This window comes from Myroides sp. WP-1, assembly GCF_014145635.1.
Taxonomy (GTDB): domain Bacteria; phylum Bacteroidota; class Bacteroidia; order Flavobacteriales; family Flavobacteriaceae; genus Flavobacterium.
On sequence record NZ_JACHTC010000008.1, the window covers coordinates 13,861 to 36,700 of the forward strand.

Here is a 22,840-nt window from a genome sequence, read left to right on the forward strand (position 1 = left end):
TTTTCTACTAATCCCCTAAAACAACAACGTAAACAACTCTTAATTTTTATGTTTTTTTAAGCCAATTTTCATCAATACCTTCAGGTAGAAATTAAGTACCCTATCAAAGACTCATGATTGCATTTTTAATGCTTCTACTTAGAATATACGCGTCATTTTGTTCTCATTTTCCCTACTTTTACGCGTTATTTTCTCGTCTTGCTCTATAAGAGAACAAGACAGAAAAAAGGCTTAAATCAGCTGTATTTTAACTCGTAATTATCTTTTAAACGATCACTTACACAACATCTCAGAACACCCTTTTCTCTACCGCCTTTTGCTCTTTGCACAACAGAAGAAAAAAGGATTGTATTCTTACTCCTTTACGTGAATCTTTTTTGTCTACTCATAGTCCAATTTAGTTTGACAAAAGGAGAAAATAGTTTTTACACCGACTTCCAAAAAAAATAGCATCCCACGTATGTAGGATGCTATTCAAAACAGGTATTAATTTCTACAATGTTTCGAAACTAATGCGTACTAACTTATTCTCTTTAACTCTATATTTAGTATTTGACTAATCAATACTTTAACACTATCTCATTTACCTGATTTACATTTGCATAATCATTTCCAATAGGGTTATCCAACGTCTATATTACTCGTGTTTGATCACGAACATAATATTGAAATATGACTTTTTAGATGTATTCATACTAGTAACGTCAAAAGACAGTTTTCCATCATTTGAGACTGAAATTGTACTTGGATTAATAGTTGTTTCATCAAAATCGGTAACTACATAATCCAATTCAGTGCGTTCATACAATCGATTTGTTCCTGCCATTGGCAATACATCTAGGGTATAATTTGAATTGGAAACAAAATTGGTATTCAATCGTCGAGAAAATTGTCTTTCATATTCTGCATATAGATCAATTTCATGTCTTACAGTTCCTCGTATTTCAATATTGAAAGAAGGCAAATAGAAAAAGTAGTTGACATTCAGAGGTCTAAAATCTTGTTTTTCCCATTTGGTTCCATTCCAAACAAACATTCCTTTTGTAAATCCGTTAGTTTCACTTAAGTTATACACTTGCAATCCCATGTGTTTTTCTTTTATTTTGGATGTATTTGCGTTCACCCAATCTGCATCAGTTCTGGAAATAAAAGGCTCTAGGGTTGTTTGATCTACCAATAAAACACGCGGAAGTAAAAGCCCTCCCTTAGTGGCAGTTTCATTGCTAGTTCCGGGATTAGTACGATCTTTAATATCCAAAAGAGCGGCTCTATTGGGTATTCCTTCAGAACCAATGGTTACTTGTGCTACAACTTTTGTTGAAATACCAGCCCATACTAAGAGCAATATGGCAATGTATATTTTGCTAATTAATTGCATGATTATCAGTTTTTTATAATATTATTAATTCTTTTCTTTTCCTTTGTGCACAACCAAATAAACATTGAGGAATGCATCAGGTCCGGGATTAATATTTTTTACGGTATACTCCATTACTCCCGTATTACTAATACTATGAATATCAATAATTTCCTTATCATAATGGGTTACTACGTAATCCAATTCACTTGCTCCATAGAGATTATTGCGAACAAAATCACTTTTATTAGCCATGTTGGTAATAAAATTGTTCGCCAGCATGTTATTGGAGTAAACTTGGTATAAATTGACAGTAAGTCGGGTATTTTCGGGATCATTACTATCAATTAAAGGCAGGTTAAACGCAGGTAGTGGAAAAATAATTCGATTGTTTTCACCAGGTATGGTTTGGCGAAACACGCGTCTCCACTTGGTTCCATCCCACAAAAAGGTTCCGGGTTTAATATCACCATTATCGGTTGTATTATAAATTTCCAATCCGATATGACCTCTTTGTAAAGCTTCTTTTTCACTAGGGTTTATCCATTCAGCATCGGTAGTAGCGATAAAAGGTTCGAGGGTGTTGAGATTGACCAAAGCTACACGAGGTAATAACAATCCACCGGTTGTGGCCGTTATATTATTTGCTGCAGATTCTTGACTTTTCAAATCGAGGATTGCTGCTCTTTCATTTACTAAATCCGACCCGATAACCACTTGTGCTTCGGCAAATGTAAAACTCAATACGAACAAAAGAGTCAATACAAAATATTTCATAATTCTATTTTTTTGCTTCATAATCGACTGGCTAATAATCAGCATTTATTAAATTGTGATTTACAGGCAAATAACAACTATATACGGTTGTATAAATCGTTTTCACCTGATCTGGAATAGGCACTCCAAGGTTATTCAATGGGCGCAGTTTAATTAGGTAATTCCCTGGTTTTTTAAATGTATGTCTCAGTTCTGGTACATTGTTAATAATAGTAGGACCATCTCCTTCGTCAAAATCAATTTCTATTCTTGAGGCATTAGACACAAGTTCATATACGGCTTCTTCTCCAACACATAGAGAGGTTGTACCCTCAATTTCAACAAAGAAAGAAGCTGCAAAAGTAGGAAGACCAAATCGTGTTCCAGACTTTCCATCTGCTCCGGAACCCGTACCAGGAGATAAATTTCTCAAAGCATATACCTCTGTACTTAAAGGTTCATTTGGATTTTCAAAAACGTATAATTTAGAAGTATCAGAGGAAGCGGTTGGAGGGTATGTCGACATATAAATACGTAAATCAGGTCCTAACTGTAGTGCCCCTATCTCATTTCTATTCGTATCATCTATGTATGTTTTTAAAAAAACTGCATTTCCATTAAGTAATTCTTGGAACTCAAAAACATTTGCTATCTGTCTGTTGTAAAACCCTCCATAGCCTACGTATAAATATTTACTATTCGGAGAAAATTCAGCTCCATAAGGGCCTATTTTTCTTGACGTTAGTGTTTGAAAATCATTCATATTTGAACATATTCCCGTACGATCATCAAATGTTCCCCACAACATATTATCTGATTCAAACATCATCAAAGCAAAGTACTTTCCATTGGGTGAAAATTTCAAATAACCATAAACTGAACTATTGTAACTCATTTCTACATTGGGAATTACAGAAGTTACAGGTGTATTTGATACCCCGTTCTCTGTAAGGAGCCAAGCCACCATTTTTGAATTTGTTCCATTTCTCTGAACAGCCAGAATCCAATAGTCTACACCATTCGCGTGCTTAATTGCCGCTAAAGATTCGACAAAATGTTTTTCCAGTGCACCTTGAGGGAGAACAAAAGATCTATTTTTAGGTAACTCTAAACGACCTAGCCCATTGTTTGGTTCTAAATCGAGAACTTGGTATCTAAGAGCTCCTCTTCCCTGATGTATTCCAATAGTTACAGCAACAAATTTCTTTTTATTACGCGGCATGGGTAGAATAATACCAGATTGAGCCGAACTAGTATCTCCACTTAATCCAGTAGCATTTTCCATTATTTCGTGATTGGCATTGTAGATTTGCGTACCGCTGGAATAAAACAGTAAATTTCCATCTTCATCCGACAAAGAGAAACAACCCTCTCTTGTACTTAAGTGATACATTTTCGGATGTACACTTACAGGGTCATAACGCGTAGGGATTCCTCTTAACGTTACGGTTGTATTGGGATTGCTAATTGGTGCACCTGCAAAATCTTGAGTCCTACTCCAAGTAATTCCCTGTCCTGACCCGTAAAACCAGTTGTATGTTTCTTTTTGTGCATATGCACTTAAACTGAGTATACATAAAATACTACAGTATAGATATATTTTTTTCATTCTTTTCTTTTTTCACCTTCTTCTTTTTTTCTTTTTTTTTCTATCTCCTAACTTTGTGAATATTAGGATTGACAGAAAATTGAGGAGGAACAGGAGGAGCACACACATCAACAATGACTTTCCTTTGTTTCGATTCTTCTCCACTTGGTCGATTCTGGTTATCAAAAAATTCAACCGTTATCGTGTATATACCAGGTGTTTGATAAACATGCATAAATGTCGTTTCTCCCTGATGCCCCAAAATATCTTCTCTCTCATTCGGACTTCCGTCTCCGAAACTCCAAACGGCATATTTTGTGTTTGGGTTAATACCTGGAATGTTGAATTTGAATAGTTTAGCAACTCCTCTACATGCTTTATCATCTTCATAAATTACTATTCTACTTTGTACATTGCCTAAAAAACGATCAGGCAAACTTTGGTATAAAGAATCACGTGCTGCATCATCTAATACTTCTATTTGTTGTACTTCTAATTGTGCTTGTCTCTTCAATACACCTTCACTAAGCATACTTGATTTAACTGGTACAACAACAATACTAAAATCATTTTCTTGTGCATAACTCGCGTTTTGAAGCACAAAAAAAATAAACACCATACTAAACAGTAATTTGGGCAATTTTTTTTTCATTTTTCTTAAAATCTTAAATGTTGATTGCAAGGCAATCGATGTTGGTTTCTCTTCTTATTTTCAGCATTTTTTAAAAAAATCAAAATAACATTTTTTACTAAAAAGTGTAAAGTTAACTTTTTTAATACTCCATTTCAATAAATAAAATACACAATTCTCAAAAAATACATTTATTTTAATCTAATTTTATTAAAAACATATTTTTAAAATTTCGCTTTTAATCAAAAAACTATTTTCATTTAGTTCTAAAAAACACTTCTGGTAAAACAAAACTTTAGACACCCCCTCAAAACGCGACTGAATAAAGTCAGCCTCAACTTCTGTTTACTATACTTTTATTTCGATTTATTTAACCAATAATTAACACTAATTAACAAAAAACAAATAATCTCCTGTACTAACACTTTCTTCTTCTTAAAAAAATACAAATAACTAAAATTCAGTTAATTAAATACAAAAAAGCACATCAATGCTCAATCTACAACACAACATTATCAACGAGGTCCATTTTTCATATTCCTGTACAAAACTTACCTAATCAATTGATTAGCGAGTAACAAAGAGAAAAATTTAATTCTTTTCGTTCCCTTTTATGAGTGGCAAGCAATCTGGCAGCTTTCTTATACACAGCTGATAAAATATATGCTTCAGCGAGCGCTTTACGCTATAAAAACTACAGGTTTTCATCTCTTTTTTCGACAAAAAGCAGGCTCTTTTTGCTATTTTAATAATCAGCATTTAACAGATTGTGGTTCACCGGTAAGGAACAACTATAAACTGTGGTATAAACTGTCTTCACCTCATCTTCTATAACTAATCCCGCGCTATTTAACGGGCGAATTTTGATCAGGTAATTCCCTGGTTTTTTAAAGATGTGTTTGAGCTCTGCTACATTATTTACAATAATTGGTCGATCTCCCTCATCAAAATCAATTTCAAGTCTTTGCGCATTGGTATTGATCGTATAGACGGCCTCTTCACTAAGGCAAATAGTTGAAGATCCCTTAGCATCCATAAAAAAAGAAGACACGAAGCTCGGTAGTCCCAACATAGTACCAAAGATACCACCACCACCTTGATCTGATCTTAGAGATAAATTTTCTAAGCCATACACTTTGGTATTTAAAGGATCATTAGGTGTGTCAAATAGATAGAGAAGTGATGGAAGTCTTTCATTATTTTGTATAGGCACAAGCATCGTCATATACATTCGATAATCTGGCCCTAATTGAAGTGTACCTGCTGTATGAACACTTTCAGGAAGTTCATACGTTTTTAAGGGAATGATATTATGTTGAAGTAGTTGTTGAAAATCAAAAACATAAACCCTTTTATTTGACTTAGTTCCAGAGCTAAGGTATAAATATTGATTATTAGCAGAAAACTCTCCCCCATAGCAATCAAAAGCAGTGCGAGTGAAAGAATAGTAATCGCGTATATTTGTAAATACACCCGTGCTATTGTCAAATTCTCCCCATAAAAAATTCCTTTCCTTTTTAAACAGTAAGGAAAAATACTTCCCATTGGGTGATATTTTCAAATAACCATAAAACTCATGGCTATTTAATAATGTCATATTCGGAATACTAGACGTTACAGGACTGGTAGAGATTCCATTCTCCGTAAGTAACCAAGCGACCATTTTACTATTTGCGCCAGAACGTTGAACTGATATAATCCAAAAGTCGATGCCGTTGGCATGTTTTGTTGCAGATACAGATTCTACAAAATCACTTAACTGAGCTCCAACAGGAAGAGTAAAGAGTCTTTTCTTAGGTAATTCTAGCTTTCCTAATCCATTATTGGCTTCAATATCAAGGATATTATAAGATAGACTACCTGCACCTTTAATACCAATGGAAACAGCTACATACTTTTTTCTGTTATTAGGATAAGGAATAATGATTCCCGATTGGGTAGAGCTATTGTTTCCACTTAAACTGGTAGCATTTTCCATGATTTCGTGTTTTGCGTTGTAAATCGTTGTTCCATCCGAATAAAACAACAATTTCCCGTTTTCGTCAGACAGAGAAAAACAACCTTCTGCGGCGCGTATCGGATACATTTGTGGACGAACACTTTGTGATTCATAACGCGTGGGTATTCCCGTTAAATTAACTCTCGTATTAGGAGCATCAATTGGTATTCCTTCGAATGTTTGGGTAGAATTCCAAGTAATTCCTTGTCCATAACCATAAAACCAATTATTAGCTTCTTTTTGTGCGTAAGTACTAAAACTAAGCATAAAAATTATACTACAATACAGGTACATTTTCTTCATTTTTCTCAATTTTATTTATTAATATATCACAAACAAAAACACAAATTTAGCTTTTTTAAAACATATTTTTAACCAAAATTAAAAACATAAAAACAATAAACAGTAATAAAAATAAAATATCAATAATTAAAAAATAAAAATAATTCGCTTTTAATCAACAACTAAACAGGTAACTTATTTAAATACACTGAAGCAAGTTGTAAGCAGCTGCTAAATACGCAATACGCGATATTTTTTTCTGCCTTATTTCTTCAAGAAAAGTCAAAACTCATAAAAAATCAGAAGGTAATAGATAATAAAAAAAGTGGTAAGAATTCACCTATTCAAGATTGATAGGAAAATTCTTACCACTAGTACCCTTGTATAGTCTTCGGGTATTTTATGTAGATAAAAAACTAGTTGCTTTCTAGATGCAAGTTCGCCGCTTTTTTTATTGTTCTGCTTCCATTAGCATCCGTATACTCATAAGTAATCACATAATAATATGTTCCATTGGCTAATTTGTTTCCTTGATTTGCTACTCTTTTGCCTTCTGAATATCCTTTAAAAACGTTACTACTTCCGTCGCCTTCAGGATCATAGCCTGTTGTTTCATAGACGCGAACGCCCCATCGATTGTAAATTTCAACTTTATTATTCGGGTAATTCTTGATGTGATCTATAATAAAATAGTCGTTTTTTCCATCTCCATCTGGAGTTACTAGGTTGTAAATGACAATATCTCCATCTAAAATCCAATCTTTTTTTACGGTTCCGAAAGTAAAAATTCCGTATCCTTTTACTGTGCCGATTGTGGTAACTTCTTTTGTAGACATATCAACAACACCTCCTTCATCTACCCATAACTGAGCCTCTTCATCCCAGCGAATAATGTGTAATTCTTCCTCTGGATTCGTTAAAACATTCGGAGAAGTGGTTTCATCATCCCAACTTAAGGTTACTAATACATCGCTCTTATTACTTGCGGCATTGTTGATGATCCAATATTCACTTGTATTAATCTTGTTAATTACTCCAACTGCATGAGATCGTCCTTCAAAAAAAGCTTGATCGTTGTAGACATAGCGACTGAGGTAAATATCTCTTTTGTTTTTAGATCCTGAAATACGAGCAGGGCGATACTTTCCGTCATGTCCTAGGGGATAAGTAAAAGATTCTTTACCTACTTTTTCAACAAAACCATCTACATGAGAAGCGTCATTAGCATATAATGCAGTGGCATCTTTATTAAAGGTAAACATCCCCTTGGACAGCGATGTTGTAGGATTAAAAGTTGAATCAACCTGAACAATCCCGTCTTTAAACTCAACTACTCCTGAGGCATCAATATTGTTTTTCAAATCAAAAGCAACCTGACTTACAGGGCTATCAAAGACAATGTTATAAAATGAACTAACTCCATTTCCTGCGATTTGCTTCTTTCTTTTATTTCTTTCGCCTACCGTAAAAACGGTAGTAGAGGTGGTTTTATTCGTCGTGATTCCATAAGCTCCTTCATTAATAAAATCGCGAAAGTAAAATACAGTTCCATCATTAGTCACATCTCCTTCTTCTCTGTTTTCAAAAGTTCCTTGAAAAGAGACAATTTCATCAGAAACCACAGATAAGATACCTTTATTGGCAACTGATATAGATTCTTGCCCATACAGTAACGCACTGCAAATACTCAAAAGTAGTACACTATATTTTCTTTTCTTTTTCATGCTGATATTCAATTAGATTTGCGTTTCTCTTTGATCTTCTATCTTCCTCTATTCAAAAGGCATTCAATACTGAATGACAAGATATAAGGATAGATACACTACTAAATAGCTAATAAACAACATCATTCTAACTATAAAGTTCGATTCCGTATCGTTAAGTAAATGCAGATTCCATTTCAAATGGTTGGTAAAAGAAACAGCTAGTATTCCATCTTTATGTTGGTTTTACACATTAAGTGCAACTTCATTTTTATGTCATACTAGCTTTGGTTTCTCTGGTTGGTGTGGATATCAATCATCCACTTAAAATTATTATTTATTAGCCAGGTATTCCATAATAGCGGTATAAATATTCGCCATAAAAGCTCCAGTATTGGTATCTCCTTCATCTCTATTCAATGGAGTTCCATTTGCATTTATATTAAAGTCAACAGCCAACATACCTTCAGGCCATATCCTTACAACAGGAGCCCAAAATAGATTTTCATAAGTACGGTGTACAAAAACTAATCCTTTTTGATCGCCAAACTGAGCGCCTCTATCTGCAACTAAAGGCCTAAAATTAGTATTCCTAGCATCGATGTAACTTAAAGCACCTAGATCTCTAACCAAATACCAGTGAATATCGAGATAACCGCCTCTACCATTAGAAACATAGTTGTATCCGTTTCTCGGTTTAGTCCAATTGTCATTTTCATTCACTACAATCATATTATAATTCCTTTCGCTTGGTTGATTGAAGGATTCCAAATCTCTATTGTCATTAAATCGCTGAATCAATCGGTACCCTTCTTTTTCCTTTCCACCTCCTGGAGAATTCAAAGAAGAAGGCACATTCGTTGTATGCTCTTGTACATAGTTAATCGTATGTTCTCCATTGGCATAGTGATAGATTGTTTGCAACCATAAGACACCTTGCTTATTTACAACATACTCATGCAAAGCATTCGCTAAAGTAGAATCTATGGCATAAGCAGCAGATTGTCCGGAAGTTGAGATAAAGTTATACTTTCCTTCCCTAATATCTGTGACTAACTGCGCTCTAACGGATGGGAAATTAGCACTTAAAACATCTACTACTTTTACTTTTACCTCTCCGGTTTCTGTAAATGCTCCACCTACTCCAAAGCGGTACTTTCCATCGCTGTTTTTACCCGTAAAGAACAAGTCTTCATTAATTGTATACTCAAACATACTATCTCCTGCTCCTTTTAATATCAAGATATTAATATCGCTATAACCCACTTTCAACTTCACCTGATTACATCTGGCTTCTGAGCCATCATTAGCAATCAACTCCACAGTATATTCTCCTCTACTCGTTGGAATTTTTGTTCCATCCACGGCATAAAGTGTTACCTCTTGTCTACCCGTTTGCGTAAATACTTGTTTTACTCCCCCTCTTGTTGTACTAAAAATAATACCATCAATAGGCATACTAGTTGTAATTTCATACTCTCCAGCTACAACAACGTCCACAGTCAAGCTAATGGTATAGTTTTCTCCAATGGGTTTATTGTATGGCATGGCTTGTCTGCTTGTTTTGATTGTCGAGCAATCCATGGTGTATTCTACTGGTTTTTTTGAAATCGGCAAATGCAATAAAGTATCGTTTTCAATACTAAGTCTTGCTGCGTCACCACTTAACGTCAGGTCAATTCCCGTTGTTGCAGGAAGTGTTCCATTAACTCCTTTGAAGACAACATACTGTAATTCATCTGCTTCTTCAGGCATTTTCAACATCACCTCTTCTGCTTTGAACTCAATGCCTCCAGCTCCCTTGAGGAATAAATTGGTTTTTCCTGATCCGAGTACTTTTATTGGTAGTTCAATGGTATGTGTTTCGGTTAAACCATCACCTTGATAATATGGTTTTGCTCCAAAATCAACCTGCTCAAATTGAGCTTGAATCTTTGTTTCTTCAATCACTACATTAGCTTGTTTACCATCAATTGTCTCCTCAGGATCTAGCGTATTTACTTCAAAGGTTAAAGGATAGCTTGTCTGTGTATTTTCGCTTGGTATATTTTCTCCACTTACAGGTTCTAATACCATTTGCGTAGTTGTATTACTTTCTAGCTCTTTTGTAGCTTTAAACACTAAACCAACGGCAGAATTACTTGCTTTAATTGTAGCCATACCTCCATTGATAACGTTTACATCTACTACAATTATATTGTCTTTTTCTGCTTTCGCTCCAACACCAACATAATATTTTCCTTGCGCTTGATGAGTACTCGACGTAATTCTAAACTTCAAATCTGCAGGAATCACCAATACTTGAGTGGTGGTACAAACCGTAGATTCATTTCCGTTAATCATAAACTTCAACATATCCCCACCTCCATTTGTGTATCCATTGATGGGGGTTCCCATCCCTTTTAAGACGATTTGATAGGTTCCTGTAGCTTGAAACTGACCTTCGCCAGAAAAAAAGTATCCGTTATCCGTTAACGCTGTAATATTATAGGTTCCGATTTGATCTACTTTAATACGCAACGTAATAAATTGTTTATCTGGTGATAGCGCTGTTCCTTGTTGTGCTTGTGGTTTGCCACCTACCATAGTAAAACCGCTAAAGGCAATAGTATTACAGCTTCCTGCTTCAATTTCTATGGTTGCTGGAGATAAACTACCGCACAAGCTCCTCCATTTATTGACACGAGCGCTCCAATATTCGATACAATCATTGTCAACATTGTATACTGCTAATCCGTTATCATCAGTCATATTCTGTAACAACGCATCACGTTGTGCTGTATTCATACGCGGTAAGAAAAAACCTTTGCTCGTACTTTCTAAGTCTAAAATCGCATTGGTTTTCAACTCTTTTTCAACCGTATTATCTGTCATACGCGCCCCTACTGATTTGGTTACTTGTCCATATCCAAGCCCCATAGTCCATACGAGCAAGCAAATCCAAGTTGTATATTGTATTATTCTCTTCATAACTTCTTCAATTATACTAGTTCTAATTTCTTTTAATTAAAGATTTAAAAAAAAATCTTCGATTAAAACAAGAACAAAAGAAACAACTAGCACTACATCTTCATTTTTCATTTCATATCTCAAAAACAAACATTCCTGTAAGGCGTAATACTAGTTTCGTTTCTCCGATTTCAGCTAAACAAACACAGTGTTTGTTCACTTCAAATTCGTTTTATTTATTGGCCAAATACTCCATAATAGCGGTGTAAATATTCGCCATAAAAGCACCATTATTTGTATTGGTATCAACTAAAACTCCGTTATGCTGTTTTGCTTTATCTCTAGTAAACGGAGTTCCATTTGCATCAATACTCGAATCAATCGTTAACATCCCTTCGTCCCAATCTCCAACCACAGGAGCCCAAAACAAATTCTCATGAGTACGATGTACAAAAACAAGACCTTTTTCATCTCCAAACTCAGTACCTCTATCAGCTACCAAAGGTCTAAAATCAGTATTTCTAGCGTCAATAGAACCAAAATTGGTTAAATCACGAGATAAATACCAGTGAATATCCAAATAACCACCACTACCGTTAGCAACATAATTGTATCCATTTCTTGGTTTGGTCCATTTATCTGTTGGATCAACAACAATCATATTATAGGCGCGGTCACTTCCTCTATTATAAAATTTAAGATCTCTGTCACTATTAAATCGCTTAACTAACTCATATCCTTCAAATTGAATCCCCCCTCCAGGTCTATTCAGCATAAATGGAATTTGTCGTTTCATATGGTCTACATAATCAATATTTTTAGTACCATTTGCATGATAATACAAGGTTTGAAACCAGAAAACTCCCACCTCATTGATTACATAATTGTACAGCGCATCAGCTAAAGGGCGATCGATTGCATAAGAAGCAGATCGACCAGAAATGGAAATAAAGTTATACTTTCCTTCAGTAATTTCTGTTACAAGCTGTGTTCGAATTGTAGGGTAATTGCTATCCAAAACATTCACTAATTTTAACTTTACTTCACCTGTTTCTGCAAATACACCACCTTCTCCAAATCGATATTTTCCATCACTATTTTTAGCTGTAAAGAACAAGTTCTCATTAATCTGCGCATTTTTACTACTACTGCTTCCTCCTCCAATAATCATTAAAATATTAATCTCACTATAGCCTACTTTCAATTTCACTTGACTACATCTATTTTCTGAAGCATCGTTGGCAACTAAATCAACCGTATATTCTCCTTTATTCGTTGGAATTTTCGCTCCATCTACGGCATAAAGTGTTACTTCTTGTCTACCCGTTTGTGTAAATACTTGTTTTACACCTCCTCTAGTTGTACTAAATACGATACCATCAATGGGTGTGCTAGTGTTAATTTCGTATTCTTCTGGTACTACGACATCTACAGTCAAACTAATGGTATAGCTTTCACCAATGGGTTTATTGTATGGCATGGCTTGCCTATTGGTTTTTATCGTCGAACAATCCATCGTGTATTCTACTGGTTTTTTCGAAATCGGCAGCTGCATTTTGTTTCCATTTTCAACAGAGAATCTCGCAGCGTCTCCGCTTAACGTTAATTCAATTCCCGTTGTTTCTGGGAGTGCTCCACTTACACCTTTGAAAACGACATACTGCAATTCATCTTCTTCTTCAGGCATTTTTAACATCACCTCTTCAGCTTTGAACTCAATACCTCCAGCTCCTTTGAGAAACAAATTGGTTTTTCCTGATCCAAGCACTTTTAGAGGTAGTTCAATACTGTGATTTTCTGTTAATACCCCATCTTGATAATAGGGTTCTAAACCAAAAGTAGCCTCAGCATATTGAGCCTGAATCTTCGTTTGTTCAATCACTACACTAGCTTGTTTGCTATCAATTGTCTCCGCAGGATCTAGCGTATTTACTTCAAAGGTTAAGGGATAGCTTGTCTGTGTATTTTCACTTGGTATATTTTCCCCACTTACGGGTTCTAATACCATTTGCGTAGTTGTATTACTTTCTAGCTCTTTTGTTCCCTTAAACGCCAAGCCAACGGTTGGATTACTCGCCTTAATCGTGGCTGTACCTCCATTGAATACTTGAATATCTACTACAATTTTATTGTTATTTGCCGTTTTCGCACCTACTCCTACATAGTATTTCCCTTGCGCTTGATGTGTACTCGATGTAATTTTAAATTTCAAATCCGCTGGAATCACCAAGATTTGCGTATTTGTACAAACCGTAGATTCTTTTCCATTAATCATAAACTTCAAAGTATCACTACCTCCGTTATTATATCCATTAACCGGAGTTCCCATTCCCTTCAATACAATTTGATAAGTACCTATAGCCTGAAATTGACCTTCACCAGAAAAGAAATATCCGTTATCGGTTAGGGCTGAAATGTCATAGGTTCCAATTTGATCAACCTTAACGCGCAGTGCAATAAACTGTGTATCGGGCGTTAAAGCTGTTCCTTGTTGAAGTTGGGGTTTATCCCCTACCATTGTAAAGCCTCCACCAAACGAAATATTGTCACAGCTTCCCGCTTCAATTTCGATGGTTGCTGGTGGTAAACTTCCGCATAGGCTCATCCACTTATTGACGCGGGCACTCCAGTATTCTACACAATCATTGTCAATATTGTAAATAGACAATCCGTTGTCTTTGTTGTTATCTTGTACGAGGGCATCGCGTTGTACTGTGGTCATACGAGGTAAGAAAAACCCTTTGCTTGTACTTTCCAAGTCTAAAATAGCATTGGTTCTCAACTCTTTTTCCGCAGTATTATCTGTAATACGCGTCCCTACTGATTTTGTTATTTGTCCATATCCGGTACCAATATTCCATACGAGTAAACAGATTAGGATTGTATAGTGTAATATTCTCTTCATAACTTCGTCCATTATACTAATTACTTGTTTCCTTTGACCAAGTTTTCTAGTTGGTTAAATTGTTCCTGTAGTTTATCTAATGCCGCTTTTTGACTTTCAATAACTTTGTGTTGTTCAATCGTATGCAAATACAATTCTTCTACTTTTTCTAGTAATTGAATAGAAAGTTCGGATACATTAATCAAATACCCTTCCTCTTTAGATTGTTCCAAATCTCCAATAGGAGTAATACCCGGTAAGTGATAATTTGCTTTGATAAAAGATTCAACGGTTGCCAAATCTTTAAAATTATAGTCCGCATGTAAGGCTGAAACTTCGTTGGTAAAATAGTTGTCAAATACATAATCCGCATAGTAGCTATTACGGGCATAAATACTTCCATTGACGCGTAATTTTTCATCGGGTTTCAAACTGTTTATTGCTGTACTAGCTTGCGCTGAAGTAAGCCCTACACCTACCCAACCATTGTGAAAAATATTATCTGTTACTTTGGTTGATTCTGTATTGTCTTCAGCTACTCTCCAAGGTTCTTTTACCACACTTCTGATGTTTACTTGCTGTCTTGCCTCTTTCTCATTGATAAAAATCAGATTATCATCCGCATCAATAGTCATACTAGTAACCGTTTCATTTTTCTTAATTACATCAACTAAATCGATATCTGTGTTTTGTCCTTTCTCATTTGTATACACTAATCCCGTTAAACTGCTATTAAGTTTTAGATTTGTGATAGCTGGAATACTATCATTACTTCCTCCTAATAAATCTTTAACGGCAAAATTGAATACTTTTTCATCCTCATCTGTATATACCAATTCTAATTCTGTTGTCTTTTTATTTAGTCGAATGTTTTCGGTAATTAATTCTTGATCCGTTTTGGGTTCGCGAGTTACATCTCCATTCGAATAGTGATATAATTCAAATTGTTTCAATTCAAAACTAGTTACGGTTTGGTTTTTAACCACTAAATCGGGAATATCTAGAACCAATCGTCCAGGGGCATTGGGATCTGTTGCCATTGTTTTATCAGGTGTATAAACAAATACTCCTGTACCTACTTCTTCCCCATTTTCTGTTGTTGTTTCTTCAACAAATGATTCTTGAATTTGTCCTTCAAGAATCGTATCGTGATCTTCGCTTGTCAATACTCTCACCCATTTTCCTTTTGGATTTGAAGGAGTTATTGTCCAATAGTAATATCCTTTAGAAATTCCTTCGCTTTCTGCAATATTATACACCAACAAGCTTTCTTTTGCCTCCGCTTCGATAGGTGTTTTTTGCGTTAAATCTGTTATTTTTACTTGAGGAATCAAAACCCCTTTCGTATCAGATTCTATGTGTAGTACCGCACTCGGATCAGGAATAGACACACCTATACCGATACTTTGGCCTTTTTGAGCTTTAGCTCCAAGTCCGAAAAACAAACAGGCGATAATAATTGTTAACTTTTGTTTCATTTGTTCTTTTTTTTTCACATTTTATTCTCCTGCATACGCAGTAGACAATTTTTACCTATTTTGCTATATATTTTTAGTCTGTCCATTGTCTACTTACTGTACTACTTTCAATTGTGAGATTTTATATCTAAAGCATTTGAAGCAACTAGTTAATTAAAACAGTTCTCTTGTGCTTAAAAATTCAACAATTACACCATACTGACCTGCAGGTAGAGTATAATACACACTACTAGACCCTAAACTAAATTTCAACATTCCACCAGTAGTAACTTCTATATCCGTAATTCCCATATCGATAACTTGTTGATTTTGATTTAACAAGTAAATCTTAAATACGTTCCCTTCTTCTAACAACTGTAAAGAGCTGGGATTTAATCGCATCCCTTGAACTTCAGCATTTCCGTCTTCAATTGCTGTTCTACCGTAAACACTGTAATGATATTTTCCTTGTATGCGCTTTCCTGTAAAAACAACTCGTTCTGTAATATCATAGCCAAAGACTTTTCGCAGATTGAAAATATTTTCTTCGGATAGATTCGCAAAGTCGTCTAGCAAAGCACCAACAAGATCGATTTCAACATCTACCACGGTTCCATTAGCCTCTTTCTTCTTGAAGTACAGCACTTCTTTTGCTCCTCCATTAATTTTACCGTAGTAAACACCTCCTTCATTCGCGGTTGGCTTACCGATCAAATCCATAATTGTATCTACATCTGCTAACCTTGTCCAAGTACTTCCAGTCCAATAGTAGTAGCCTTGTGTCAATTCTTCGGATATATTCTTCGTCATATTATATACTATCAGTCCGATATTATGAGGATCATTTCCGTCTCCTAAAATTGGTGCATACGATTGTTTGTCGAGCAATTCAACTTTAGGCATCAATACCCCTCTATTTCCACGTGCGCTATAAATATCTAACATAGCCGAAGGCGATGGATCTTTGATTCCTATTCCTACTTGGGAGTACCCGCTAAAGCACCCCCATAGTAAAAACAAAACAAATAATAGCTTTCTCATCCTTTACGTTTTTATTTCGCTGTATACTCAATCACAACTTCATAATCTTTATTTTCTAAAGCCGTATACATCGTACCTAACCCAAAATTAAAGGTTACCGTATTATTCGCTCCAATTACAACATCCGTTATATTTGTTGATACAACCTGTTTGGTTGTTTTATCGATAATTGTTGCAGAAAGTAGCGTTTCTATTGATTCATTTGTCGGTTCATATGTTACTTGATCCGAACCTTGTACGTGTACTTTTTTAGCTGGTTTTGCCGTAATAGGCGCTTTAAATGTTACGTCATATCCATCCTCATGAAATACCGTTGCACTTCTTTTTCCTTTGTAAATTTTACTTCCATCAATTGAAGTTCCAATTGCAACATCTGCCACATCTACGTTGATGGTCACTTCTGTACGCTCTAAAATTTTCTCAATAATTGCCTCATTTGTTACGTTTTCAATTACTTTCAAAATATCTTGAGAAATATCAATACGCTCTGGCACATCGTTTTTGATTACATACAATACATCTTCTCCATTTTCTTCTATCTTTCCGTAGTACACATTTCCACCCGTTGTATTGTATTCATTGATCGTATTGAAGATCTCCTTTTTCAAGGTTTCACTATTTTGAATCGAGTTGATCACGTCATTGGTCATATTGATATAGAACGTCTTTCCGTGCTCTGCTTTGTAAGAGTAGTAAATACCACCATCTTTTAATTCAGCCGTGTTTAATGTTTCTATCACTTGAGGATCACCAGGTGTACCATATGCAGTAACAACGTGTTTAAACATTTCTGTTTGCGTTTCTTGGTGTTCTAAGCTTACTTCGTGTTTTACTTTATCTGCATCAAAATACACTAAAAACTTCCCTTGATCGCCTCTATCTTCAACCCAAACGTTATTTGGAGATTCTTTAATGATCTCGTTGATAATTTCATTGTTGGTTGCATTTTCAAAAATCTCGCGGAAGTTGTTGTTTACCACACCTAAAACATCGATTCTAACACCTAAATCAACATCCATATCGTCTTGAGGGTTTCCTTCAGGGTGTAAGAGTTTCCAAGCTTTAATTGCGTCTTCTGAGAAATACACATAAGCAGACACAACTTGTTTTGCTTCAGAAGTACCTTCGCCAACAGTCGTGTAAACGGGTCTAATAAACGTATTGGTCTCTGCTACTTGTACCGCTTCAATAAGGTCGATATTCATTTTATCATATCCACCGTTTTCATTGGGTTTAAGATAACTGTAAACCTTTGTATCAGGGTTGTAAGAAACGAGGTAACTAATGTCTGTTTCTTCTGTTTGACCTCCATTGATAATATTGTTAATTTGGGTATCAATTCTTGTTTCTAATTCTGATAATTCATTTGAAACATACTCCGTGTTGGTTAACATATCCCATTTCGTACCATTCCAGTAGTAAAACCCTGGTGCTAAAGCAGTACCATTGTTGTACACAATAATCCCTTCTGGATTTGTTCCTCCGTGTAATACTGTCGTTTCTTCTAAGCTGATACGAGGTATTAACACCCCTTTGTTTGTCGCTTGGATATCAAGCATTGCTGCTTTGTCAATTCTCTTTCCTCCGATTCCAACACCTGGTTTATCTTGGGCAAACATGACTACTGATACAGTCAGGAACAATATAGAAAATACTCTTTTTTTCATCATCTTATCTTTTAAAATGTAACAATGTGTTTGGTTTAAATTACTCGTTTACTTTTACTTCGTTTGAAACATACTCAATGATCACCTGATAATCTCCACTCATCAGTGTTGAACAAAGACTTCCCATTCCAAACTTAAAGCTCAACGCGTCTCCTTCATATTTTACTTCTGTTACAGAACTTTGAACCAATTCAACTCCTTTTAAAATTTTTACATTCAACAACGTTTTTAAGTTCTTAATTCTAAACCCTGTATCAAAATGTGTGTTGTAAGGTGCTGCTTGTGAAAAAGCCACTACCTCAGCATCGTATTTTGCTTTGTATACAACATATCCGTCAATCGTTTCATTTAATTTAGTTTCACTTCCAGTAACTATTTTAATTTCTGTACGCTCTAAAATTTTCTCAATAATTGCCTCATTAGTTACGTTTTCAATTACTTTCAAAATATCTTGAGAAATATCAATGCGCTCTGGCACATCGTTTTTGATTACATACAATACATCTTCTCCATTTTCTTCTATCTTTCCGTAATACACGTTTCCACCCGTTGTATTGTATTCATTGATCGTATTGAAGATCTCCTTTTTCAAGGTTTCACTATTTTGAATCGAGTTGATCACGTCATTGGTCATATTGATATAGAACGTCTTTCCGTGCTCTGCTTTGTAAGAGTAGTAAATACCACCATCTTTTAATTCAGCCGTGTTTAATGTTTCTATCACTTGAGGATCACCAGGTGTACCATCTGCAGTAACAACGTGTTTAAACATTTCTGTTTGCGTTTCTTGGTGTTCTAAGTTCACTTCGTGTTTTACTTTATCTGCATCAAAATACACTAAAAACTTCCCTTGATCTCCTCTATCTTCAACCCAAACGTTATTTGGAGATTCTTTAATGATCTCGTTGATAATTTCGTTGTTGGTTGCATTTTCAAAAATCTCGCGGAAGTTGTTGTTTACCACACCTAAAACATCAATTCTAACTCCTAAATCAACATCCATATCGTCTTGAGGGTTTCCTTCAGGGTGTAAGAGTTTCCAAGCTTTAATTGCGTCTTCTGAGAAATACACATAAGCAGACACAACTTGTTTTACTTCTGGAGTACCTTCGTTAACAATCGTGTAAACGGGTCTAATAAACGTATTGGTCTCTGCTACTTGTACCGCTTCAATAAGGTCGATATTCATTTTATCGTATCCACCGTTTTCATTGGGTTTAAGATAACTGTAAACCTTTGTATCAGGGCTGTAAGAAACGAGGTAACTAATGTCAGTTTCTTCTGTTTGACCTCCATTGATAATATTGTTAATTTGGGTATCAATTCTTGTTTCTAATTCTGATAATTCATTTGAAACATAGCCTGTATTCGTTAGCATATCCCATTTTGTACCATTCCAGTAGTAAAATCCTGGCGCTAAAACAGTACCGCTATTGTAAACAATAACCCCTTCTGGATTCGTTCCTCCTTGTAATACTGTAGATTCTTCTAAATTGATACGAGGTATTAATACCCCTTTGTTTGTTGCTTGGATATCTAAGACTGTAGCAGGATTAGGTACGTGACCTCCAATACTAAATCCCAATTCTTGCGCTTGAGCACTTAAAACACCTAAACTGATTAGGCCAATTGTTAGTAAAGTTTTATTCATCATAACGATTCTTTTTATTATCATTTATTTAATTAAAATTTAGTAAAACAAAATTAGCGAACTTTACATTAATTCTAAAACATACCCTATATTATTAAGAATAACGAAACAATAAGCGTTAATTATACGAATTAAAATTAAAAAACAAACACTTTAAACAAATAAAAGTCATTCTAATTATTCAGATTAAAATCTCAAATAATACCTTTTAATTCTAAATACTTCTTAAATGATCAATTTTTCGAAACAAATCGAATTAGAATAAAAACTACTATTCACAATTAGCGAATTAGGTCTTTCATACCAAACATTGTGTTATTCTCACCTCCATTTTTTCTTTTTAGAATCCTTATTAGAAAAAAAGTAGTGTAAAAACGTCAGCTCGTTGACTGTTTACAATAGAAACCTGCAAATTTCTGCCCTTTAAAAAGGGCTATTATTGCCGCTAATGCGCCTGTTTTTTTGTTTGTTTTTTTGTGTAACTAAAGTTAGTTTCCAATCAAATTTTTAATTGCAGGCATAAATGCACCTCGCACACTATAAACTTCTCGAATTTCGCTTGGATTAAGTTCTAATTGTCCAAAAACGTCATTATCACTTTGTAAAAGTAAATTGCCTTTGGCGTTGAGCTCTTTGAAACGATAGCATATAATTCCTCTACCTTCTACTACAAGCAAGTAGATTTGCCACAGCTGCATTTCTTCAATTTTTGTTTTTTGAGCTAATACATAAGAGCTAACTTTAATTGTTGGATACATATTTTCGATTCCAATTTGAAAGGCTATATTGATATCTTCTTCGAGAGGAAACACACTAGCAGGTGCAGTACCGTAACATTTTTCTGGATTCAAAAAATAAGCGAGATGTTGATCCACAGCAATCATCTTCACTCTGCGAGTTTCCATGTTTTTAGTCAGACTACTATTTGATTCAGCCAAAAACAACGTATTTAAATCAATTTTGTGATTTCGACATACCTCCATTATTTTATTGTAATCTAAGGACTCTCTTTTCTTCCAGGTAGATAATGTATTGGGTTTTATTTCTAACACTTGAGCCAACTGTAAATCATTTTTGTAATCTAACATTTGCTTTAATCTCCTAATTACTTCAGTTGCTTTTAACATAATATCTTCTTATTTATATACAAACAATTTTAACTGTTCTCCAAAAATCAACTACCTTGCCAAAAAGTTCTCAAAACAAATATTTTTCCCAAAAAATTAAACAATAAAAACATAATGTATTGAAAATCAATTATTTAAATACATTAATTTTTTTATCTTTTTTTTAAAAAAATTTAATTATCCAAATACAAAACTAAATTATACACCAGAGCACTAGATAAGGTCTATGTTTTTCAACTGAAAATTCTCATCATGCGAAAAACACGTTTTTTCTTTATTCTGTATTCTATTTTTTTCCTGATCAATTGTTTTGATTGGTGTTTGGTGAGGTGGTGAGGTGGTGAGATAGATGGTGAGGTGGTATTTGATGATTGTTGTTTGTCGTTTGTTGTTTGGTGAGGTGGTGAGATAGATGGTGAGGAAATTCTCTTGTTTGTTTTTAATATTCAAGAGTCTCCCTATATACCTCTATTGAATTAATTTATTTTTCTTGTGTTTTCAAAAAGGTCAGAAATGAACAAAAAAAAACAGCTAGGATAAAGAAGAAGTATTCTTTATCCTAGCTGGAAATATTGTTAGATTAACTAACGTGATTCAAAAATATGTAACAAAGGGAGTATTCTTCGTTGTGCATTACTAGTAAGCCTTTCACTATAGATAAGCTTAATCGCTTTTTATTTACACAAGGAATACTCCCTTTCTTCTGCTGTGAAACTTCCGTTTAGTACTTCCATTATCCAGCTCATTAACTATTTTTTCTTTTGACCTGAGTGAGTTTTTACTGTTGTCTGATACAACACAAGTAATTCACTTCGCATACCCCATGTGTATGACTTAATAATCGGTAAGATTTTTAATATTAGGTAAAAATGCTCCGCGAATACAAAATACTTCACGCACATCTTTAGGATCAACTAAAAAGGAATCAAACGCCGGATTATCGCTAATAAACAATAATTCGCCTTCATGTGTGTAACGTTTAAAGCGATAGCACAGAATTCCTTTTCCTTCCACAACTAATAAATAGATGTGCCAAGGTTTGATTTCACTTAAATCAATCTGCTTCGTTAACACATAAGAACTTACCTTAATTGTCGGATACATATTTTCCACGCCAATCTGAAAAGCCATATCTATTTCTTCTTCAGTTGGAAAAACACAAGTTGGAGATGTTCCACAGCATTTTTCAGGATTCAAGAAATATTCAATATGGTGATCAACAGAAATCATTTTTACTCTTCTGTTTTCCAAGTCAACATTTAAAACTGAATTAGGGTGTGCTAAAAACAAATCATTCAAATCGATTTTATGCTTTTTACAAATAGCTATAATTTTATCATAACGCATGGTTTCACGAACCTTCCACGACGATAAGGTATTGGGCTTAATCTCCAATAAATTGGCTAACTCTAAATCATTCTTGTAGCCAAGTAGTTGCTTCAGTCTTTTAATTACTTCGTTTGCTTGTAACATAACTTTCTTCTTTCTTTTTTCTTAATTCTACATCTTCTTCTGTTCTCAAAAATCAATTATCTTGCCAGAAAAATCGCAATTTTTATTTTTATTCAAAAAAACCTATTCTATTAGCGACCAATAATAACATAACAACCTGACATAGTGATACATAACAAAAAAACTTTCGTCTTCTTATTTAGCTTTTTATTAACAAAAAACTTTAAATTATCAAATAAAAAATCAGGCTTTAGTACTACTGAAAACCTCAAAAAAGGATATAATTGACTTGAAAA

Annotated in this window: 14 protein-coding genes; all 14 read right to left on the reverse strand. The window is 34.6% G+C overall.

From position 1 onward, the window contains the following. Nucleotides 1-637: 637 nt before the first annotated feature. The 14 genes from H4K33_RS09200 to H4K33_RS09265 all read right to left on the reverse strand — a co-directional run bounded on the left by H4K33_RS09200 (nucleotide 638) and on the right by H4K33_RS09265 (nucleotide 22,565). Nucleotides 638-1,378 (reverse strand): hypothetical protein, encoded by a 741-nt coding sequence (locus H4K33_RS09200; RefSeq protein WP_182648177.1) that lies wholly within the window; start codon nucleotides 1,376-1,378, stop codon nucleotides 638-640. Between the two features lie 24 nt (nucleotides 1,379-1,402). Next, entirely contained in the window at nucleotides 1,403-2,134 is a 732-nt protein-coding gene (locus tag H4K33_RS09205) for a hypothetical protein (RefSeq protein ID WP_182648179.1), read from the reverse strand. Between the two features lie 31 nt (nucleotides 2,135-2,165). Beyond that, nucleotides 2,166-3,722: a PKD domain-containing protein gene (locus H4K33_RS09210; protein ID WP_182648182.1), complete on the reverse strand. Its 1,557-nt coding sequence runs from the start codon at nucleotides 3,720-3,722 to the stop codon at nucleotides 2,166-2,168. Nucleotides 3,723-3,762: 40 nt separating this feature from the next. Next, a complete protein-coding gene (locus H4K33_RS09215) occupies nucleotides 3,763-4,353 on the reverse strand; it encodes a PKD domain-containing protein (protein ID WP_182648184.1) in 591 nt (196 codons plus the stop codon). Nucleotides 4,354-5,077: 724 nt separating this feature from the next. Beyond that, nucleotides 5,078-6,634 (reverse strand): hypothetical protein, encoded by a 1,557-nt coding sequence (locus tag H4K33_RS09220; RefSeq protein WP_182648186.1) that lies wholly within the window; start codon nucleotides 6,632-6,634, stop codon nucleotides 5,078-5,080. Nucleotides 6,635-7,029: 395 nt separating this feature from the next. Further along, complete coding sequence (locus H4K33_RS09225; RefSeq protein ID WP_182648188.1) at nucleotides 7,030-8,337, reverse strand: gliding motility-associated C-terminal domain-containing protein; 1,308 nt, start codon at nucleotides 8,335-8,337, stop codon at nucleotides 7,030-7,032. Nucleotides 8,338-8,649: 312 nt separating this feature from the next. Then, nucleotides 8,650-11,286, reverse strand: a complete 2,637-nt coding sequence (locus tag H4K33_RS09230) for a hypothetical protein (RefSeq protein WP_220485308.1) — start codon at nucleotides 11,284-11,286, stop codon at nucleotides 8,650-8,652. A 211-nt stretch (nucleotides 11,287-11,497) separates the two neighbouring features. Next, nucleotides 11,498-14,170, reverse strand: a complete 2,673-nt coding sequence (locus H4K33_RS09235) for a hypothetical protein (RefSeq protein WP_220485309.1) — start codon at nucleotides 14,168-14,170, stop codon at nucleotides 11,498-11,500. Between the two features lie 20 nt (nucleotides 14,171-14,190). Further along, nucleotides 14,191-15,627, reverse strand: a complete 1,437-nt coding sequence (locus H4K33_RS09240; RefSeq protein ID WP_182648190.1) for a hypothetical protein — start codon at nucleotides 15,625-15,627, stop codon at nucleotides 14,191-14,193. Nucleotides 15,628-15,780: 153 nt separating this feature from the next. Continuing rightward, nucleotides 15,781-16,647, reverse strand: coding sequence for a hypothetical protein (locus tag H4K33_RS09245; RefSeq protein ID WP_182648192.1), 867 nt, complete (start codon nucleotides 16,645-16,647; stop codon nucleotides 15,781-15,783). An 11-nt stretch (nucleotides 16,648-16,658) separates the two neighbouring features. Further along, on the reverse strand, nucleotides 16,659-18,317 hold the full coding sequence (locus H4K33_RS09250) for a hypothetical protein (RefSeq protein ID WP_220485310.1): 1,659 nt from the start codon (nucleotides 18,315-18,317) through the stop codon (nucleotides 16,659-16,661). Between the two features lie 37 nt (nucleotides 18,318-18,354). After that, complete coding sequence (locus H4K33_RS09255; protein WP_182648196.1) at nucleotides 18,355-19,968, reverse strand: hypothetical protein; 1,614 nt, start codon at nucleotides 19,966-19,968, stop codon at nucleotides 18,355-18,357. A 485-nt stretch (nucleotides 19,969-20,453) separates the two neighbouring features. Further along, nucleotides 20,454-21,092 carry a helix-turn-helix domain-containing protein gene (locus H4K33_RS09260; RefSeq protein ID WP_182648198.1) on the reverse strand — a complete coding sequence of 213 codons (639 nt, stop codon included), beginning with the start codon at nucleotides 21,090-21,092 and terminating at the stop codon, nucleotides 20,454-20,456. An 834-nt stretch (nucleotides 21,093-21,926) separates the two neighbouring features. Then, the gene (locus H4K33_RS09265; protein ID WP_182648201.1) at nucleotides 21,927-22,565 is read right to left on the reverse strand and encodes a helix-turn-helix domain-containing protein; all 639 of its coding nucleotides are present in this window, start codon (nucleotides 22,563-22,565) and stop codon (nucleotides 21,927-21,929) included. Between the last annotated feature and the right edge of the window lie 275 nt (nucleotides 22,566-22,840).

Excerpts from the sequence above, each read along its gene's own strand:
- H4K33_RS09200 (WP_182648177.1), bottom strand. The coding sequence starts at position 1,378 with ATGCAATTAATTAGCAAAATATACATTGCCATATTGCTCTTAGTATGG.
- H4K33_RS09205 (WP_182648179.1), bottom strand. The coding sequence starts at position 2,134 with ATGAAATATTTTGTATTGACTCTTTTGTTCGTATTGAGTTTTACATTT.
- H4K33_RS09210 (WP_182648182.1), bottom strand. The coding sequence starts at position 3,722 with ATGAAAAAAATATATCTATACTGTAGTATTTTATGTATACTCAGTTTA.
- H4K33_RS09215 (WP_182648184.1), bottom strand. The coding sequence starts at position 4,353 with ATGAAAAAAAAATTGCCCAAATTACTGTTTAGTATGGTGTTTATTTTT.
- H4K33_RS09220 (WP_182648186.1), bottom strand. The coding sequence starts at position 6,634 with ATGAAGAAAATGTACCTGTATTGTAGTATAATTTTTATGCTTAGTTTT.
- H4K33_RS09225 (WP_182648188.1), bottom strand. The coding sequence starts at position 8,337 with ATGAAAAAGAAAAGAAAATATAGTGTACTACTTTTGAGTATTTGCAGT.
- H4K33_RS09230 (WP_220485308.1), bottom strand. The coding sequence starts at position 11,286 with ATGAAGAGAATAATACAATATACAACTTGGATTTGCTTGCTCGTATGG.
- H4K33_RS09235 (WP_220485309.1), bottom strand. The coding sequence starts at position 14,170 with ATGAAGAGAATATTACACTATACAATCCTAATCTGTTTACTCGTATGG.
- H4K33_RS09240 (WP_182648190.1), bottom strand. The coding sequence starts at position 15,627 with ATGAAACAAAAGTTAACAATTATTATCGCCTGTTTGTTTTTCGGACTT.
- H4K33_RS09245 (WP_182648192.1), bottom strand. The coding sequence starts at position 16,647 with ATGAGAAAGCTATTATTTGTTTTGTTTTTACTATGGGGGTGCTTTAGC.
- H4K33_RS09250 (WP_220485310.1), bottom strand. The coding sequence starts at position 18,317 with ATGATGAAAAAAAGAGTATTTTCTATATTGTTCCTGACTGTATCAGTA.
- H4K33_RS09255 (WP_182648196.1), bottom strand. The coding sequence starts at position 19,968 with ATGATGAATAAAACTTTACTAACAATTGGCCTAATCAGTTTAGGTGTT.
- H4K33_RS09260 (WP_182648198.1), bottom strand. The coding sequence starts at position 21,092 with ATGTTAAAAGCAACTGAAGTAATTAGGAGATTAAAGCAAATGTTAGAT.
- H4K33_RS09265 (WP_182648201.1), bottom strand. The coding sequence starts at position 22,565 with ATGTTACAAGCAAACGAAGTAATTAAAAGACTGAAGCAACTACTTGGC.